The following is a 17,887-nucleotide window of genomic DNA, read 5'->3' as shown; positions in this document are numbered from 1 at the left end:
TGTCGCGGATGTCAGTTCAAGTTCATGCCGTGAGCGCGTGAGTCGAGCGCCTGCTTCCAGAAGGCCTCGCGTTTGAGGATGACCTCGTCCTTTGTCTTCGGATCGAAGATCTCGAGAATCGAATACTGGAAGTTGCCGACGATATGGCCGTCTCCGAGATCGAGTCGCATCCTCTCGAGTTCGCGATTGCCACCCGTGAGGTTCTTCAGGTGCGCGTATGCCGCCCAACGCTGCCATAGACCGTTCGCCTCGCCCGAGGCGGATCCAACGTAGAGGCGGCCGTCACTGAGATCAGTAATCACGTACACGCCCTTGACGCTCGAGAGCGCGTCACGCCAGCTCGGCTCGTCATTGGCGATGATTCTCTGGAGCTCGTGATGCCGGAGTCTGACGTTCTGGTAGCCAGGGAACGTTCCAAGCTTCGTGTCTGGTGCGAGTTCGTACACCTCCGGGCCCAGTTGATCCTGAACACTCTCGTACTTGCGGAGATAGACATCTCGGCCGATCGGACGCTCGAGCTTGATGATCAATCGCTTGATGAACTCCGAATGCAGAGGCAGGGCTTCAAGCTCGTACCCATACGCGTTGATCGCCGCCGGAACAATCGGTGTGACTTTGAAGAAGCCGCCGAAGATGAAGTACTGCGGGCCGTAGGGGTAGTACTGCGCCCAAGCGAGCAGGTACCGGGAATTCCCGAGATTGTTGTTCGCCTGCTTCGTGCGCCAACGACTCATGTTGAGCCATTCCTCGTGGTCGTCCATGAGGAGGTCCCACGCTTCGCCGCCACCACCCCCCGCTCGCATGTTGAACTTCAGCTTGGTCGAGGAGGGCTCGGGCACCGGCAGGAAATCGGTCAGTCTGATCATCGTCACCTCGTTGAGCGTCTACGACCGAAGGCTATCGGCGACGCCTGGAGGACGGGGGTCAAAATGCGCAATCAGCCGTTCGCACTCGATGCAGCGGGCGCTGCCTCCACAATGGCGGCGTAATCCTCGTCTGTGAGCAGATCGGAGATGTACGCGTGCTTGACCGCGTCGAAGCTGTTCGGCACCGACTCCCAGTCATCGGCGAGCCCGGTTGTCTTGTACTGCGGCTCGTAACGCCAGGTCTTGAGGATGCGCACCAGCTCGTCGTGATCGATCTCGCCCTCGGCAGCTCGCCTCACGATGTCCATCGCGGTTTCCATGACGACCTCCTCACTCTTCACATTCGCGTGAACGGAGGACACGGCGTAGCGATCGAATAATCGATCTGCGCCGGCTGGCTGAAAGGCGCTTACGTCCGGTCACGGATCGACGTCATCCGCGATGGCCCGCTCGAGGAACGCTTCGACGTCTGCATCCGTCTCGCGAGGCAAAGGCAACATGTCGATCGGGCAGTAGTCTTCCGGCTCGGCGCGCTTCGCGAGGGCCGCGTAGAACCGTTGCATGTTCTCGTCCACCTCGGACACTCCTTCCACGTTCTGCCCGCGCAGAACGCACCAGGGTACGCGCAGATTGCACGCACCTACACGGAACCTCGATCGCCCGAGGGTGCTACAAGCTCGTTCGCCCAACGCACGAGCGCCTCGAGTTCTACGCGGTCGAGCTCCACAGACGCCTCGCCGCCGTGCGCCCGTCGGACTCATCGCTCTACTCTCCGCTGCGAGCTGCGAGGATCGACCCCGGACACGAACGCCGCGAGGATCCGCCGGTCAGTCGCCGAGTCGCCGGAGACGACACTCTCACCGACGTAGTAGAGCGTGAAGAAATCGCGGCCCAGCCGATCGTCATACCGCGCCGACGTGGGGCGTTGTCCCCGACCCGGTTCGCAACGTCCTTCAGCGACTCAAGGAGCGAGCCGCTGCCGGGGTCGAGGCAATGGACACTCAGAAGATCAGCGGCGAGACCCCGCAGAACCACGACGAAGCGTTCCTGCAGATGTCGTGGGCAGCCGAAGCCGCCGATCGAGCCACGCGGGACTATCGCAGCGTCTTCAACGCCTACACGCACAAGTTCCACCAACCGAAGCCGCCGATCGGCGAACTCGCTGCAATGCAGGGAGCGATCACACAGTCATTCGCGAAGCGGTACACGCCGAAGACCGTCGAGGCGATCGAGGCATTGCTCTCGTAGGAACCCAACCTTGACGCGATCCGTTCGGGCATCCGCGCCCTCGGCTTCGAGGATCTCCGCAGTAACTCCGACGCGCTCGACCGAGCGATGGCAGCCGCCGAGTCTGAGCCTGGCTTTCACCCATGGCTGCCGGCTGCCGGCTGCCGACAAGGCTCGTGCCGCGAGCCGCGCCCTACAAGACCTCGGCGACGACGAGCTGTGAGAACTTTCTTTACTCGTTCAAGGCCGGCCTCCGGCCGGCAAGGTGCATCACCCCTGCGGTGCGTCCGGTCCTCGCTCCGCTGCGGTCCGGGCGCTCCTCGGGGCGCTGCACAGCCCCACCACTGGGCCGACTACTCTTTGGGAACCTCTGCGAGTTGACGTCGCTTCTTGCGTAACGCGCCGACTGCGAACTGATGCAATTCTGCTCTGAGCCCTGCTGGACCTTTCGCACGGTAGTTCGCCAGCGAATCGCCATCGAGTAGCACGATCTGAATCGCAGTCGCCTCGGCTGCCTCACGCGCATAAGCGATGACCGACTTGGCAAAGACGCCGGTGGTGAGAATCACGACAACCTGTGCACGTAAGAGCGTGGCCATGCCGATCTCCTTCGCAAGCACAGTGAGCGACACGGGCGCCACCTGGTTCTTGCATTGGAAGAGCCACCTGGAGAAGTGGAGATGCGCGCCCTCAGCGACGAGGTCGACCTCCGCGCCGCCGGTCTGTGCACTGCGGAGCCTCATTTCGGCGGGCATCAGGCCCACGTCAGCAGCGACTCGCAGTGCGAGCAATTCAAGCGCGACACCCTTGACTCCGGTGTCGACTGAGCCGAGGTCCCCCAGGATGCTATCGGTCGAGCGATTCAACTCCGCCTGGAGATCTGCCGGAACGTCTCCCAGTTCGAGACCATCGATGAGCACGACATCGAGGTCTAGGGCCTGCCGGGTGAGTTGAACGGTTCCGCCCTTGCCTCCCCTGCCAGCCTCCTTCAACGTTCGTTCGATGAAGCCTGCGGCGACTAGGGGCTCATAGATCTGCTTGCCGACGAGCCCCGCGTTGAACTCGATACCTCGCTGGCGAAGGAGCTCCAGCAACTCAGCCGATTGAATCGGCGTCCGGTTACCCAGACCCCTTACTCTCAGCACTTCAACGACTGCTCGCTGTGGAGGCGTGAGCCCTCGCCAGCTTCGAATCTCTTCTGGAGTCGCGCCACCTAACTCGAGAAGAATCTGATGATCGACGTTCCAGTACATATCGACCACACCAGAGGGCTCGAGCCACTGCCGAAGCTTCCCCGCGTACGAACTGTTGGTCGATACCTGGTACCCGCGGGCACGCAGTTCATCGTCAACCTGCTTCTTCGTCACAGCACCATCGCGCGCCCGAACATCGACGGCAATCTGCAGCAACTCCATCCCATGACGTTCGCGAAGCAAGAAGCTCGAGAACAACCGGTGTCCTTCGGCGGGCCGACTCGCCAAGTCGAGCAGTTTGAGACCCAGCTCTGTCGGCACCAACGGGTCGCGTGATGGGTGAAGGAGGCCGTACTGCTGCATGCCAGTAACAACGTTGCTCGCCCGCTTACGCTGCTGATCGAGCTGCGCAGCCGGGTCGTGCGCTCGCTTCTCGGCAGACGTCGCGAACCATCTGCCGCGTATCCACTCGACCACCCGCGTGCGATCGCCCCCGACCTGCTGAATGTGCGCGAGGATCTCGAACACTGCATCAGGAGAACCCAACTGACCCGGCGTGAACTCGTTTGGTGCAGGAAGCTTGGGCACTTATCAGGCAGCCCTTCGCTCTGAAGCCACCGCCCGGAGGTGGGCCGCTAGTTCGGTTCCGAGGGCGTTCGCCAGCTTGGGAGGCACAGCATTTCCGACCTGACGCCACTGCTGCTCGACGTTTCCTGCGAGATACCAGTCGTCGGGGAAGGTCTGGATACGCTTCACTTCCTCAATACGCAGGATCCGACTCCGCCAATGGAAGGGACCCATGTTGTTCGAGCGGCGTGCCTGAATCGTCCATGCCGGCATGTCAGGACTGAGCTTCAGAAGAAACGACCAGTAACGCTTTCGCCACTCGAACTGTGGGTCAGGGTGGCCGCGTTTGGCGGTGAAGTAGAGATAGTTATCCCCGGGTGGAATCTGCTCCAGGAGATCGTGGTGCTTGCCTCCGGCGACATGACCTTCGTCTGACGCATTGGCTTCCGTGTCAAGATCTCTGAGGACTGAGCCTGCTGTCTCCCACGGAGGCAGCACGTCGCTAGTTCCTGATTCCGCGTGCGTTGCGGCGGGCCACGCGAACTCGCCCTCGAGCGTTCCGACGATGAAGAATCGCTGACGAATCTGCGGTACTCCGAAGTCGGCTGCGTTAAGAACCCGGTACTGGCAGCGATACCCATAGCTCTCTGCTGTAGCGAGGATGTGATCGAGAGTTTCCCGATGCACTTTAAACGCCATACCCGCAACATTCTCAAGGAGAAAGGTCTTGGGGCGGAGCCAGCGAAGTGTCTCGAGATATCCGGAGATCGTAACTTCGCCGACCGGATCCTCCATCGCGCGTGGCTTATCCGTGCGGTAGAACCTGCTCTTCGAGAACGGAGGACACGGTGGGCCGCCCACGAGCAAATCGACATCCTCGAGCCGCGCCGCACCCACCAACTCCGTCACTTTCTGCTGAGTGAAGTCCGAGATGCTCCCGTTGAAGAACGCGGTCTCAGGGAAGTTCCGCTCGTGGCTGCGCGCGGCGTAGCGATCAGTATCCACCGCCGCAATGATCTCGAACCCGGCCTCCCTCATGCCGAGATCGAGCCCCCCTGCACCCGAAAAGAGACTCACAGCGCGCATAGACGCGCTCATGCGGCTACCTCAGAGCGCGATACCGACGCAATGACTGAGGCGACCATCGCTTCGGCCATCACCGACGGCACAGCGTTGCCGATCTGTCGCACCTGCTCGCGTCGAGGGCCCGCAAACGTGTACCCAGCCGGGAACGACTGCAGCGCAGCAAGCTCATCGACCGACAGGCGACGGCTGTCCCAGTGAAACGGCCCAGTCCACGGACCGGGGCTGGCGGGAATTGTCCAGGACGGACGGTCCGGCGAAAGCTTGAGCAAGAAGTTCCAGTAGCGCGTCTCCGCCTCGAACGTCGGGTTCGGGTGTCCCGCCCATGCCGAATGAAACTTGTAATTCATGCCCGGTGGTATTTCACGGAGATGCTGAGCCCAACGACCCTCGACTGCCACCGCGTCGCGTGAAACGAGAAGTGGGTCGACCTCGGCGAGAGCGTCCCCAGCCGTGCGCCACTTCAACAAGCCGATCGACGGAACCTCTGCGTGGGTGACCGTCGGCTCGGCGGGCGTCTGCTCAAGCGAGCCCAGCAAGAACACTCGCTGCCGCGACTGAGGCGCGCCGTAGTTTGTTGCAGTAGCAACCACTGTCCGAGTGAAGTAGCCTGCGGCCTCCGCGTCCGCGCGCAGCGCTTCGAAGATGTGCTTGTTGCGCGGATGAAGAATGCTCGGAACGTTCTCAAATACGAACGCAGACGCATCGGTTTCGAGCACGAGACGCAGGAACTCATGGACCAGCGTGCGCCTACTGTCCGGACGGGCAGCGGGCGTCTCCTTGGGCCGGTCCGCGGACTCTCCGCGAGCTCGTGCGCGTCGGTACGCAGCCTCTTCACCCTTGTCGACCCAGTAAGCCGCCTTGCTGAACGGCTGACAAGGCGCGCCCCCGATAACGACTACATCCTCGCTCGTGCGCAACCCTGCGTCGGCTCGAAGCTGACGACCGGTCAAAGCAGTCACGTCTCCGACCATCGAGCGCCCGGCGTGAAGTGTCGGATTCTGCGCCATCGTTTCGCACGAATAGGAGTCGTTGTCGACGGAGAGTCGCAGATCAGCGCCGGCGCGCTGCGCGCCTATGCCAAGGCCGCCCGCACCTGCGAAAAGATCGATCACAGGAAGCTCTTTGATCACGGGATACCTTTCGTACTGACCGGCGAGAATGCTGTGACGGTACGCGGAAGCTCCGACATCGCCCGCCAGCCACATCCGAGCGTACCTTCGGTCGCGGCGCGTACCCGGGAGCGTCGCCAGCGGGTCGACGACGAGGCGCGATAGGGTCAGCGCCGTGGCCCCCGATGAGTCGTCCCGTCTGCTGTCGCCGCGCCAGTTGCACGAGTGGGTCGAGAAGAGTCTCGTCGCGTCCGGCCTCCCGATCACCGCGTTGCCACAGGAGGCCGCGAAGCCCTTTCGATACGCAATCGGAGGGAACCGCCTGGCTGAACCAGCGCTCATCCGGATCTACGCGTGGAATGCAACGCACGGAGGTGGCCACGTACGTGCACCGGATGAGTTCCGCATCCAGTTGACCACCTACCTGCCCACACCTCGGGCAGGTGAAGTCCTGATCATCATCGGCTGGAGCGAGCAACATCGCGTGTTCGTTGGATGGGACCCGACGATCCACGATCATCGCAACTCGTACTCTCCTTCCCTCCAGGTGCGAGAGGAAGTCATGAACCGCGCAGCCGAGCGTGGATTCGCCGCGGGAACACGAGCGAGTGGGGACGTAGTAGTCGCGTTCCGGCCCCAACTGCTGGCCGCCTATTGCCTCAATGTCCGGGAACTCCATGAGAGCCAGGAATCGGCGAGCGAGTGGACAGCATCAACCCACGACGCAGTGTCGGCGACATCGCCCGATGTTGAAGAACAAGTTCGCACGACCGTCGAGCGCAGACTGAAACTAGCGTTTCGGGCGTGGGACTTCAGTCATCGCATTCGCACGGCGTATCAGCATCGGTGCGCAATCTGTGGACTTGGCCTCGACCTGATCGAGGGCGCCCACATCGTTCCCGTCGCTTGGCCGGGCAGTTCTGACGAGACCGACAATGGTCTGGCGCTGTGCAGGAACCATCACGCTGCGTACGACCGCGGGATCATCTCGGTGTCGCCTGAGTACGAAGTCCAAGTCGCCAACGGTGTGCGCAGTCGTGACCGTCTGAACGCGCTCGACAGAACTTGGATAGACGATCTCGACGGGCGTTTGCTGAGAATCATTCCCGCCGACGATCAAGAGCGACCGAGCCCGCAGAACCTTGCGATCGGGAGACAAGCGCGCCGCTGGGGGAGCTAACAGACCCACCCTTGACGCGCTGGACTTGGCATAGCAGAAGCCCTCATCGGGGCCACGGTCACCAGAGGGCGATCTGTTGCACACCGTCCGCTGAGATCAGCTAGGGAAAGAGATGAGAGTCAAATGACCGCAAGCACGATCGATTTCGGCCTCGCTGGGATCGGCGCCCAACTGAAGCAGCGATTGCTGAAGGTGCCGATCTATCAGCGCTCCTACGCCTGGGAGAAGGACCAAGTGGAGGAGTTCTGCGCTGACATTCGCGGCGCATTTAACAGCGAGCCGCGCGAGCACTTCATGGGGACCATCGTCCTCAGCGAGGATGCCTCACGCGCGACGATCATCGACGGACAGCAGCGTCTGGCAACGACGGCGCTTCTACTTTGTGCGCTGCGCGACCACTATCGCGAGCAGCAGGAAACGAACCGCGCCGACAGCATCAATCGCGACTTCCTGAACTCCTACTCTGATGACGAGGACGACTTCATCCCACGTTTGACTCTCAACTCTGAGGATGACGAATTTTTCCGCCAGTTCGTCGTCGAGGGATCCGCGCCGGTGGCACCGACACGTGCCTCGCATCCCCTCATCGGGGCTGCGTACCGGCGACTTCGAGAGTTCGTGGCGGAGGAGGCTACGAATGCCGGCTCTGGGTGGGTGAGCCGCCTCGTTGCGTGGCGAAAGTTCATCGAGGAAGGCCTCAACGTGATTCACGTCTCGGTGGCGACCGAGTCGGACGCATTCCTCATCTTCGAGACGCTGAACGACCGCGGGGCGAAGCTCACACTTGCCGATCTGCTAAAGAGCTACCTCTTCGGACGAGCCTCGCAGACGCACGGCGGTTTGGATCAAGTGCGAGAGCGCTGGCTTATCGCGCTGGGCGCACTGGACACAGATCAAGACCTCTTCATCACGTTCCTACGCCAGTACTGGAGTTCCATGCATGGAGCGACCAGAGAACGCGACCTGTACAGACGAATCAAGGAGAGTGTGACGACGTCCGCTCAAGCGATCTCTTTCGCGGGTGAGCTAGAGAATGCGTCGGTGCTGTATGCGGCACTGCTTGACCCGGGTCACGGGTACTGGCAGGGGTGGGGAACCGAGACGAAGGCCAACATAGAAACTCTGAATCGTCTCGGGCTTGAGCAGAACCGCCCTCTTCTTCTCGCCGTCCTCCAGCACTTCGGCCGGAGCGAAGCGCAGAAGGCGCTGCGCTTGGCGGTCAATTGGGGCGTCCGCGGTCTGGTAGTTGGCGGCATCGGCGGCGGCACGGCGGAAAAGGCGTACTGCGAAGCCGCGATCAACATCCGCCAGGGCACGGCGAAGCAGGCGTCTGAACTGTTGCCATCCTTGAGCGCGATTGTTGCCACCGATGAAGAGTTCGAGAATGCGTTCAGCACGATCCGCGTGCCCAGGACGAACATCGGACGGTACTACCTGCTCGCTCTCGAGCGAGAGTCGCAGGGGCAGGCGGAGCCGGAGCTCGTGCCGAACGCTGACGAGAATGCCGTCAACCTCGAACACGTGTTGCCAAAGCGAGCAACCGCGTCGGAGTGGCCGAGCTTCACAGGCGATCTCCGAGCCGATTGGGTGGATCGCCTGGGCAATCATTGCCTCTTGAGGAAGTCCGAGAACGACGCGATTGGCAATCAGGCTTTCACTGTTAAGAAGCCTGTGCTGCTCGCCTCCACGCTCAGTCTCACATCGGAGATCGGCGAAGAGGACGATTGGACGCCGGCATCGATTGCCGATCGGCAGCGCCGGCTCGCGAGTCTCGCTGTTCAGGTATGGAAGCGAAGCCTCTGAGGCTACTTGCGGGCCGGTCCTGGGCCGGGAACCCGGCTGACACCACCCACGACCAGCCATCACCATCGAGCACAACTTCCGCGGAACCACGCGGCGAACGAGCGCTCGTGAGCACCCACGAACCCCGCGCATACAACTGAAAATCGTGAGGTCACGGGATCGACGCCCGTCGGAGCCACACAAACCGTCGTTACAACGGTTCTAGGAACCCTCGCGAAGCTTCTATTCGCGGGGGTTTCGCCTTTTCCCGGTGAGAGGCGCGTCAGTCGCTCAGCCCGCGTCGACTCGCTGGCTCTCCGCCGCCAGACGCGCCTCCTGGATGCCGTGCGCGACGGCCTTACGGATGGTCCAGTAGAGGACGTACGAGCCGGCGGCGAACACGGCGACGAAAAGCACGGCGCTCGTCAGGGGATCCATGTGACCAGTGTGGCCGCCACCGACGCGTCTGTCGACCGTCGCTACTCGCAGCCGACGCCGTCGCCGTCCCGGTCGAGGTGCGTCGCGTAGCCGGGGTCGCCGACGTGCACGGGAGCTGCTCCCGCCTCGCGGGCGGCGGTGCAGTTCTTGTAGTACACGTCCGCGGGCGGCGCAGGCTTCGCGGGAGCAGGAGCCGGTGCGGGCTTCGACTCCTGCGTCGGCTGGGGCTTCGGCGCCGGCGCGACGCTCGGGCTGGGCTTCGACGCGGGGTCCGCCGCGATCGCCATGGCGTCGGCGGCGTACTCCGACGTCAGCAGCGGCTCGGCCGGGCATTCCGTCAGGATCCGCTCGATGGCATCGCGTTCCGCCTGGGTCACCCAGAGCTCGTAGGCGACCTTCACCGACACCTGGCGGGCGACATAGGTGCACCGGAAATCCTTGTTCTTCGGCAGCCACGTCGCAGCGTCACTGTCGCTCTTCTGCGCATTCGCGGCACCGTCGACGGCGAGCAGGTTCAGCGGGTCGTTCCCCAACGTCTCGCGCTGGTGCGCGGTGAGTTGCTGCGCGCCCTTCTGCCAGGCATCCGACAGCGGAACGATGTGATCGATCTGCACGAGGGCAGAGGTGTTCTGGCCGCGCACGAACTCGATGCGGTCACCCGTGAACGGATCATTCAGGATGCCGGAGGTCACGACGCATCGGCCGTCCTTCTGCACGGCTGTGAGATCACGCGCGAGGACGTCGTCCCGCTGTCCGCACCCGTTGCGGTCGATGTCCTTCCAGCGCTGTCCGAACTCGTCGCGGTCGTAGCCCGTCTTCGGTGCGCGACCCTTCACCTCGAGGGTCGCGAGAGCCGCCAGAGCAGTACTCGCGTCGGCCGTCTCGGGCGTGACGGTCTCGGTCGGCGTCGGGGACGCCTGCGGACCTTCACCGACCGCGACCGTGTCGTCGGCGGCCGGGGATGCCGACGCGAAGGCGACGGGCGCCTCATCCACCGTGTCCGCCCGCGGCAGCACGAGGTTCGCCATGCCGGCCGACAGCAACGCGACGACGACGGAGAGGATCAGCGCGCGCGTGGCGGCGGCCGGTGTCGTGAATCGCAGGAACGTCGGCGTCTTCTTGCCGAGTGAGACTCCTGCGGTGATCGCGACGGCGAGCGCGAGGGTGCAGATGATCGGCGAGAGGACGATGATCGCGATCACCAGGACCAATGCGAGAGCGATCCACCAGAGCTTCTTGTGGCGCCCCGCCTTCCCGGGCGTGGTGTCGGGGGCCGGGCGGGGCGGGGTCAGCGAGGGCATGGTGGTGCTCCTTCGAGCGAGGAAAGACCGCACGAAGGCGCGCGATTGCTGAGCGGACTGGCCACGGATCCGTGGCAGTGGCAGATGCCGGAGCGTCGTCGGGAGGGACGGTCGGGCATGGCCGGGAGCGGGCTGGAGTAGCCCGTCATCCTCGACCGTATCCCGACGTTCGGGCGCCCCGTTGATCAGACCGTCAGCGTGTCGCCGTCCTCCGGAACGAGGACGGATGCCGAGATCCCGTGAGCCGCCGCGACCGCGCGCACATCGGCGCGGGTCACGGTGCAGTGATCGAGCGACTCCATGTGAACCGCGACGATGCGCGCGTCGGGAGCGAGACCGTGCACGCGCACGACGTCCTCGGCTCCCATCAGGATCGGATCCAGCCCCGGGAGAACGGCTTCACCGGTGTTCAGGACGACGACATCCGGACTGTGCGCGTCGAGCGCTGCCTCGACGGCCGGGTGGTAGACGGTGTCGCCCGCGACGTACAGGGTCGGCTCTGCGGAGTGCGCGATGACCACACCCATGACCTCGCCGAGTCGCGGGGCCGCGGCGAGCGTCGCATCCGAGCCGTGCTGTCCGCCCGTGCGCGTGAAAGTCACGCCGCGCACCGTTGTCGGCTCATCGAGGACGATGACGCCCGTGAAGCCGGCCTCGGCGACCTTGACGGCGTCCTCATCGTGCTGGACGAGCACGGCAACGTCCCTCGGCAGGAGCGCGGCCGCGGCGGCATCCCAATGATCGGAATGCGTGTGCGTCACCACCACGACGTCGGGCTCGAGCAGGTCAGCGAGCGGCACGACCAGGTCGACCAGCGGATTGCGGCGCTCGCTGGCGAAGCCCGGCTGCGACGCCTTCGCCCCCAGCATCGGATCGACGAGGATGCGGATGCCGCCGACCTCGAGCAGCAGGGTGGCGTTTCGCACCTGGGTGATCTTCACTCCGGGATCGTCTCACGCCCACGGCGGTCGATAGCCTCGCAGGGTGACCCGCACGACCGCCGCCTACTCGCACCGGGCGGCGGAGTACGTCGACGCGCTCGGGTCCCTCAGCGCGATGCACCACGCCGATCGCCACCTCATCGAGACGTGGGGAGCAGCGGCATCCGGTCGGCTCATCGACGCAGGCTGCGGTCCGGGGCACTGGACACAGCATCTCGCGGAGCGCGGTGCTGACATCCGCGGCATCGATCTCGTGCCGGAGTTCATCGACCACGCCCGCGCGACCCACCCGGGTATCCGATTCCATGTCGAGAGCATCGAGTCGATCGACGAACCGGATGCCGCGATCGGCGGCATCCTCGCCTGGTTCTCGACGATCCACCACGAGCCGTCGACGATCGCAGTTCCGCTCAGCGAGTTCGCGCGCGTGCTGCGGCCCGGCGGTTCGCTGCTCCTCGGTTACTTCGACGCGGACGAGACGGAGGCGTTCGACCACGCCGTCGTGCTTGCCTACCGCTGGAACACGCGCGACCTGCAGCGGGTCCTCGAGTCCGCGGGCTTCGACGTCGTCGCCGTCCACCGCCGCGCCGAGCGCGGAGCCCGAGCTGTCGCAGCGATCATCGCCGAGCGCCGGAGCTGATCAGCGTGGCTCCGTCACGCGCACCAACCCGCAGTTCAGGCACGACCACGCGACGGTGAACCGCTCGTCGTCGAGGATCTCGAACCGCAGCGGATCGCCGCAGGTGGGGCACATGACCGCCGGACGCTCGCTCACGCAACGAGCCTAGGCGCGCCACGGCACCCGGTTACCCTGAGCGCATGCCGCAGTTGCTCAGCGCCGAACGACGGTCGCTCCTGATCGAGATGCTCGCCGAATCCGGCAGCGTCCGGCTCGAGCCGGCTGCTGAGGCGCTCGGGGTCTCGGCGATGACCGTCCGCCGCGATCTCGACGACCTCGTCCGCGAGGGTCTCGCGCGACGCGTCCGCGGCGGTGCGGTCGCCGCCATCGTGCCGCAGGATTTCACCGCTCGCATCGCTGCGCGCGGCGGCGCCAAGGCCGAGATCGCCCGCAAGGCGCACCATCTGCTCCCCCACGGCGGTGCCGCGGCGATGGACGCCTCTTCCACCGTCGGCGCGCTCATCTCGACCCTCGACGACACCGACGAACTCCTGGTCGTCACGAACTCGTACGACAACCTCCGCGCAGCCCAGGGACGACCCGCCGTCGACGCGATCCTCCTCGGCGGACACCTCGAACCGCGCACCGGCAGCTTCGTCGGCGCGCAGGCATGCGAGAGCGCCGGGCGCTTCCACTACGACCGCTTCTTCACGAGCGCCGCCGCCCTCGATCCGTCGTTCGGCACGAGCGAGACGACCCTCGAAGAAGCCGAGGTCAAGCGCGTCCTCTCGACCCACGCCGACGAGACCGTCGTGCTCGCGGACTCCTCCAAGCTCGATCGCCTCGCCGTTGCCCGCGCCCTCACCTGGGCCCACGTCGACCTGCTCGTCACCGAGCTCGACCCCGCCGACGACCGGCTCGACGCCTTCCGGGGACTGGTCGACATCCGCTGATCCTGTTAGATTGTGAAAGGTTTCACAATATCTTTCACGTCTGAGCCTCGCAGGAGAGTCGATGTCCCCCACGCCCACGGCCGCCGCCGAACTCATCGCGCGCAGCAACCGCCTCGGCTCCGACCCCAAGGTCACCAACTACGCGGGCGGCAACACGTCTGCGAAGGGCACTGACACCGACCCCGTCACCGGCGAGCCCGTCGAGCTCCTCTGGGTCAAGGGCTCCGGCGGCGACCTCGGCACGCTGACGCCCGAGGGCCTCGCCGTCCTCCGCCTCGACCGCATGCGCGCGCTCGTCGACGTCTACCCGGGCGTCGAGCGTGAGGACGAGATGGTCGCCGCCTTCGACTACTGCCTGCACGGCAAGGGCGGCGCGGCGCCCTCGATCGACACCGCCATGCACGGACTGGTGGATGCCGCCCACGTCGACCACCTGCACCCCGACGCCGGCATCGCCATCGCGACCGCCGCCGACGGCGAGAAGCTCACCGCCGAGATCTTCGGCGACAAGGTCGCCTGGGTGCCGTGGCGTCGCCCCGGCTTCCAGCTCGGCCTCGACATCGCGGCGATCAAGGCCGAGAACCCCGACGCGATCGGCTGCATCCTCGGCGGACACGGCATCACCGCGTGGGGCGACACCTCCGAGGAGTCCGAGCGCAACAGCCTCTGGATCATCGAGACCGCCCAGGCCTACATCGACCAGCACGGTGCGGCCCGGCCCTTCGGCGAGATCCGCGCGGGCTTCGACGCACTGCCCGAGGCTGAGCGCCGCGCGAAGGCCGCCGCCCTCGCGCCCACGATCCGCGGCCTCGCCTCGACCGACAAGCCGATGGTCGGCCACTACACCGACAGCGACGTCGTCCTCGACTTCCTCGCCGCCGAGAAGGCTCCGGCACTCGCGGAGCTCGGCACGAGCTGCCCCGACCACTTCCTGCGCACGAAGGTCAAGCCGCTCATCCTCGACCTGCCGGCATCCGCCTCTGTCGAGGACTCGATCGCGCGCCTGCGCGACCTGCACGAGGCTTACCGCGCCGACTACCAGGCGTACTACGACGCGCACGCGACGGCGGACTCCCCCGCCATCCGCGGCGCCGACCCGCTCATCGTGCTCGTCCCGGGTGTCGGCATGTTCAGCTACGGCGCGAACAAGCAGACCGCGCGGGTCGCGGGCGAGTTCTACGTCAACGCGATCAACGTGATGCGCGGCGCCGAGGCGCTCTCGACCTACTCCCCCATCTCGGACGCTGAGAAGTTCCGCATCGAGTACTGGGCTCTCGAAGAGGCGAAACTGCAGCGGATGCCGAAGCCCAAAACGCATCAGGGTCGCATCGCGTTCGTGACCGGCGCTGCATCCGGTATCGGCAAGGCCATCGCCACGCGGCTCGCCGCCGAGGGCGCGTGCATCGTCGTCGCCGACCTCGACCTCGAGAAGGCCCAGGCTGCCGCGGCCGAGCTCGGCGGCACGGACGTCGCGATCGGCGTCGCGGCGAACGTGGCGGATGCCGCGGGGGTGCAGGCCGCGATCGACGCGACCGTCCTCGCCTTCGGCGGCGTCGACCTCGTCGTCAACAACGCGGGCCTGTCACTGTCGAAGCCGCTGCTCGAGACCACCGAGAAGGACTGGGACCTGCAGCACGACGTCATGGCGAAGGGCTCGTTCCTCGTCGCCAAGGCCGCCGCGAAGGCGCTCATCGAGCAGAACATGGGCGGCGACGTCATCTACATCTCGTCGAAGAACTCGGTCTTCGCCGGCCCGAACAACATCGCGTACTCGGCGACCAAGGCCGACCAAGCCCATCAGGTGCGCCTGCTGGCCGTGGAGCTCGGCGAGCACGGCGTGCGCGTCAACGGCATCAACCCCGACGGCGTCGTGCGCGGGTCGGGCATCTTCGCCGCCGGCTGGGGCGCCAACCGTGCAGCGACCTACGGCGTCGAGGAGAAGGACCTCGGCCAGTTCTACGCGAACCGCACGATCCTCAAGCGCGAGGTCGTGCCCGAGAACGTCGCCGACGCCGTCTACGTGCTGACCGGCCCGGAGCTCTCGCGCACGACGGGACTCCACATTCCCGTCGACTCCGGCGTCGCCGCCGCGTTCCTGCGTTAATCCCGGCCCGCGTCGGATCACTCCAGAGGAGGATGGTTGCCATGGTGCAGCGTCAATTCCCGAAGCCGGTCGAGCTGCTCGAGCTCATGCAGTTCAAGAAGCCCGAGCTGAACGGCACGAAGCGACGGCTGGATGCCGCGTACACGATCGCCGACCTGCGGAAGATCGCGAAGCGTCGCACCCCGAAGGCCGCGTTCGACTACACCGACGGCGCCGCGGAGGGCGAGACCTCGCTGGCACGCGCGCGTCAGGCGTTCGAGGACGTCGAGTTCCACCCCGACGTGCTCCGACCCGCCGCGGACGTCGACACGTCGGTGGAGATCCTCGGCGGACCGTCGGCGCTCCCCTTCGGCATCGCGCCGACCGGCTTCACCCGGCTCATGCAGACCGAGGGCGAGACCGCGGGCGCCGGAGCGGCGGGGGCCGCCGGCATCCCGTTCACCCTCTCGACGCTCGGCACGACCTCGATCGAGGGCGTGAAGGCGGCCAACCCACACGGGCGCAACTGGTTCCAGCTGTACGTCATGCGCGACCGGGAGATCTCGTACGGTCTCGCGAAGCGCGCCGCCGAGGCCGGCTTCGACACCCTGCAGTTCACCGTCGACACCCCCGTCGCCGGCGCACGCCTGCGCGACAAGCGCAACGGCTTCTCGATCCCCCCGCAGCTCACCCTCGGCACGATCGTCAACGCGATCCCGCGGCCGTGGTGGTGGATCGACTTCCTCACCACCCCGAAGCTCGAGTTCGCCTCGCTCTCGGCCACCGGCGGCACCGTCGGCGACCTGCTCAACGCGGCGATGGACCCGACGATCAGCTACGAGGACCTGAAGGTCGTCCGCGAGATCTGGCCGGGGAAGATCGTCATCAAGGGCGTGCAGAACGTCGAGGACTCCAAACGCCTCATCGACCACGGCGTCGACGGCATCATCCTGTCCAACCACGGCGGACGTCAGCTCGATCGCGCTCCGATCCCCTTCCACCTGCTGCCCACCGTCGTGCGCGAGGTCGGCAAGGACGCGACGGTCATGGTCGACACCGGCATCATGAACGGCGCCGACATCGTCGCGGCGATGGCGCTCGGCGCGAAGTTCACCCTCATCGGCCGCGCCTATCTTTACGGCCTCATGGCCGGCGGGCGGGCGGGCGTCGACAAGACGATCGAAATCCTCCGCAGCGAGATCGAGCGCACCATGAAGCTGCTCGGCGTCGCCTCGATCGCCGAGCTCGAGCCGAGGCACGTCACGCAGCTCACGCGCCTCGCGCCGGTGCCCCGTTCCGACGCCTGACCGCGATCGTCGTCCGATGAGCGACGTCGTCCGCTTCTGCCGCAGTCGCAGCGCTGGCCGCCGATGCACGCGCCCCCTCGACCACCCCGGACTGCACCGCCACCGCACGATCATGTGGACGGATGCCGCGGCCGACCCGTCGCGGTGCCCCGGCTCCGGCGAATACGGCACCCCGGCCGCCGCACTCTCCGATGGATGGCCCCACGGCCGAGCCCTCTGCCCCGTCTGCCATCGCTTCGTCCCGCTCGAGAACGCCGTGCTCGCGGAGCACGAGACCTCGGATGAGGGCGAGACGGATGCCGAGGCATCCCGTCGTCGGGAATGGCTCAACACCCACGGGTGGTGACGGCCCCCGCTGTCCGGGACGCGTGCCATGCTGACGGGATGCGCATCGCCGTCACCGGTTCGTCCGGAAAACTCGGGTCCGTCGTCGTCCGCGAACTCGCCGCCGCCGGCCACGAGGTGATCGGCCTCGACCAGCACGGCACTCGCGGCCCGGGCTTCGTGCAGATCGACCTCACCGACCACGGCCAGGTCGTCGACGCACTGACCGGAGTCGGCGATCAGCACGACGGCCTCGACGCGCTCGTCCACCTCGCCGCGATCCCGGCACCCGGCATCCGCCCCGACGTCGCGACCTTCCACAACAACATCACGACCACCTTCAACGTGTTCTGGGCCGCGCTCCGCCTCGGGATCACGAAGATCGTCTACGCCTCGAGCGAGACCGTCCAGGGACTCCCGTTCGACGTACCGCCGCCCTACATCCCGGTCGACGAGGACTACCCGGCGCGACCCGAATCGGTCTACTCCCTCGTGAAGCACCTCGAGGAGCAGATGGCGATCGAGCTGACGCGGTGGTACCCGGAGGCATCCATCACCGCCCTGCGGTTCTCGAACGTCATGTGGCCCGAGGACTACGCCGAGTTCCCGTCGTTCGACGCCGACGCGTGGCAGCGCAAGTGGAACCTGTGGAGCTACATCGACGCGCGCGACGGCGCTCAGGCCATCGATCGCGCCCTCGAGGTCGCAGGCCCCGGGTTCGATCACTTCCTCATCGCGGCGGCCGACACCGTGATGAGCCGCCCGAACGACGAGCTCGTCGCCGAGGTGTTCCCCGACGTCGAGCTACGCGGCGACCTGGGCGTCAACGACTCCCTCTTCTCGACCGCGAAGGCGCAGCGCCTGCTCGGCTACCGCCCGCAGCACTCCTGGCGCGACGCCGTCGACTGAGG

General features: G+C 65.7%; 19 protein-coding genes. 9 read left to right on the top strand and 10 right to left on the bottom strand.

Annotated elements, in window-relative coordinates; all coding sequences use genetic code 11:
• Nucleotides 1-11 precede the first annotated feature (11 nt).
• The 3 genes from ACIQLK_RS03785 to ACIQLK_RS03775 all read right to left on the bottom strand — a co-directional run bounded on the left by ACIQLK_RS03785 (nucleotide 12) and on the right by ACIQLK_RS03775 (nucleotide 1,441).
• A complete protein-coding gene (locus ACIQLK_RS03785; RefSeq protein WP_400362971.1) occupies nucleotides 12-866 on the bottom strand; it encodes a GIY-YIG nuclease family protein in 855 nt (284 codons plus the stop codon).
• 71 nt (nucleotides 867-937) lie between these two features.
• On the bottom strand, nucleotides 938-1,186 hold the full coding sequence (locus ACIQLK_RS03780) for a hypothetical protein (RefSeq protein WP_400362970.1): 249 nt from the start codon (nucleotides 1,184-1,186) through the stop codon (nucleotides 938-940).
• Between the two features lie 99 nt (nucleotides 1,187-1,285).
• Nucleotides 1,286-1,441, bottom strand: coding sequence for a hypothetical protein (locus ACIQLK_RS03775; RefSeq protein ID WP_400362969.1), 156 nt, complete (start codon nucleotides 1,439-1,441; stop codon nucleotides 1,286-1,288).
• A gap of 418 nt (nucleotides 1,442-1,859) precedes the next feature.
• Between ACIQLK_RS03775 and ACIQLK_RS03770 the strand changes: the two genes are divergently transcribed.
• Complete coding sequence (locus tag ACIQLK_RS03770) at nucleotides 1,860-2,114, top strand: hypothetical protein (protein ID WP_400362968.1); 255 nt, start codon at nucleotides 1,860-1,862, stop codon at nucleotides 2,112-2,114.
• A gap of 332 nt (nucleotides 2,115-2,446) precedes the next feature.
• On the opposite strand, the gene ACIQLK_RS03765 is transcribed toward ACIQLK_RS03770, so the two are convergent.
• The 3 genes from ACIQLK_RS03765 to ACIQLK_RS03755 all read right to left on the bottom strand — a co-directional run bounded on the left by ACIQLK_RS03765 (nucleotide 2,447) and on the right by ACIQLK_RS03755 (nucleotide 6,144).
• Entirely contained in the window at nucleotides 2,447-3,814 is a 1,368-nt protein-coding gene (locus tag ACIQLK_RS03765; RefSeq protein ID WP_400362967.1) for a restriction endonuclease, read from the bottom strand.
• 63 nt (nucleotides 3,815-3,877) lie between these two features.
• A complete protein-coding gene (locus ACIQLK_RS03760) occupies nucleotides 3,878-4,951 on the bottom strand; it encodes a DNA cytosine methyltransferase (protein WP_400362966.1) in 1,074 nt (357 codons plus the stop codon).
• Nucleotides 4,948-6,144 carry a DNA cytosine methyltransferase gene (locus ACIQLK_RS03755; RefSeq protein ID WP_400362965.1) on the bottom strand — a complete coding sequence of 399 codons (1,197 nt, stop codon included), beginning with the start codon at nucleotides 6,142-6,144 and terminating at the stop codon, nucleotides 4,948-4,950. Before ACIQLK_RS03755 ends, ACIQLK_RS03760 begins: the two co-directional genes overlap by 4 nt.
• A 79-nt stretch (nucleotides 6,145-6,223) precedes the next feature.
• On the opposite strand from ACIQLK_RS03755, the gene ACIQLK_RS03750 reads away from it, so the two are divergent.
• Both ACIQLK_RS03750 and ACIQLK_RS03745 read left to right on the top strand, forming a co-directional pair.
• Nucleotides 6,224-7,228: an HNH endonuclease gene (locus ACIQLK_RS03750; protein ID WP_400362964.1), complete on the top strand. Its 1,005-nt coding sequence runs from the start codon at nucleotides 6,224-6,226 to the stop codon at nucleotides 7,226-7,228.
• Nucleotides 7,229-7,351: 123 nt separating this feature from the next.
• Complete coding sequence (locus tag ACIQLK_RS03745; RefSeq protein ID WP_400362963.1) at nucleotides 7,352-9,031, top strand: DUF262 domain-containing protein; 1,680 nt, start codon at nucleotides 7,352-7,354, stop codon at nucleotides 9,029-9,031.
• A 270-nt stretch (nucleotides 9,032-9,301) separates the two neighbouring features.
• Here the strand turns inward: ACIQLK_RS03745 and ACIQLK_RS03740 are convergent, their stop codons facing one another.
• The 3 genes from ACIQLK_RS03740 to ACIQLK_RS03730 form a co-directional block, all read right to left on the bottom strand.
• Nucleotides 9,302-9,448, bottom strand: a complete 147-nt coding sequence (locus ACIQLK_RS03740) for a hypothetical protein (protein ID WP_400362962.1) — start codon at nucleotides 9,446-9,448, stop codon at nucleotides 9,302-9,304.
• A gap of 41 nt (nucleotides 9,449-9,489) precedes the next feature.
• Nucleotides 9,490-10,749 carry a DUF1524 domain-containing protein gene (locus ACIQLK_RS03735; RefSeq protein WP_400362961.1) on the bottom strand — a complete coding sequence of 420 codons (1,260 nt, stop codon included), beginning with the start codon at nucleotides 10,747-10,749 and terminating at the stop codon, nucleotides 9,490-9,492.
• Between the two features lie 185 nt (nucleotides 10,750-10,934).
• On the bottom strand, nucleotides 10,935-11,690 hold the full coding sequence (locus ACIQLK_RS03730) for an MBL fold metallo-hydrolase (RefSeq protein ID WP_400362960.1): 756 nt from the start codon (nucleotides 11,688-11,690) through the stop codon (nucleotides 10,935-10,937).
• 43 nt (nucleotides 11,691-11,733) lie between these two features.
• Here ACIQLK_RS03730 and ACIQLK_RS03725 point away from each other — a divergent pair, with 43 nt between their 5' ends.
• Entirely contained in the window at nucleotides 11,734-12,330 is a 597-nt protein-coding gene (locus ACIQLK_RS03725; RefSeq protein WP_400362959.1) for a class I SAM-dependent methyltransferase, read from the top strand.
• Here the strand turns inward: ACIQLK_RS03725 and ACIQLK_RS03720 are convergent, their stop codons facing one another.
• Nucleotides 12,331-12,465: a hypothetical protein gene (locus ACIQLK_RS03720; RefSeq protein WP_262981985.1), complete on the bottom strand. Its 135-nt coding sequence runs from the start codon at nucleotides 12,463-12,465 to the stop codon at nucleotides 12,331-12,333.
• 44 nt (nucleotides 12,466-12,509) lie between these two features.
• On the opposite strand from ACIQLK_RS03720, the gene ACIQLK_RS03715 reads away from it, so the two are divergent.
• From ACIQLK_RS03715 to ACIQLK_RS03695, 5 genes are all read left to right on the top strand, one after another.
• The gene (locus ACIQLK_RS03715) at nucleotides 12,510-13,262 is read left to right on the top strand and encodes a DeoR/GlpR family DNA-binding transcription regulator (protein WP_400362958.1); all 753 of its coding nucleotides are present in this window, start codon (nucleotides 12,510-12,512) and stop codon (nucleotides 13,260-13,262) included.
• A 61-nt stretch (nucleotides 13,263-13,323) separates the two neighbouring features.
• Nucleotides 13,324-15,366, top strand: coding sequence for a bifunctional aldolase/short-chain dehydrogenase (locus ACIQLK_RS03710; protein WP_400362957.1), 2,043 nt, complete (start codon nucleotides 13,324-13,326; stop codon nucleotides 15,364-15,366).
• Nucleotides 15,367-15,407: 41 nt separating this feature from the next.
• On the top strand, nucleotides 15,408-16,652 hold the full coding sequence (locus tag ACIQLK_RS03705) for an alpha-hydroxy-acid oxidizing protein (RefSeq protein ID WP_400362956.1): 1,245 nt from the start codon (nucleotides 15,408-15,410) through the stop codon (nucleotides 16,650-16,652).
• Nucleotides 16,653-16,668: 16 nt separating this feature from the next.
• Nucleotides 16,669-16,998: a hypothetical protein gene (locus tag ACIQLK_RS03700; RefSeq protein ID WP_400362955.1), complete on the top strand. Its 330-nt coding sequence runs from the start codon at nucleotides 16,669-16,671 to the stop codon at nucleotides 16,996-16,998.
• A 38-nt stretch (nucleotides 16,999-17,036) separates the two neighbouring features.
• Entirely contained in the window at nucleotides 17,037-17,885 is an 849-nt protein-coding gene (locus ACIQLK_RS03695; protein WP_400362954.1) for an NAD-dependent epimerase/dehydratase family protein, read from the top strand.
• Nucleotides 17,886-17,887 lie beyond the last annotated feature (2 nt).

This window comes from Microbacterium sp. NPDC091382, from assembly GCF_044757025.1.
GTDB lineage: Bacteria > Actinomycetota > Actinomycetes > Actinomycetales > Microbacteriaceae > Microbacterium.
Note: the sequence above shows the minus strand (reverse complement) of the source record. Positions and strands in the feature narration are given on the sequence as shown.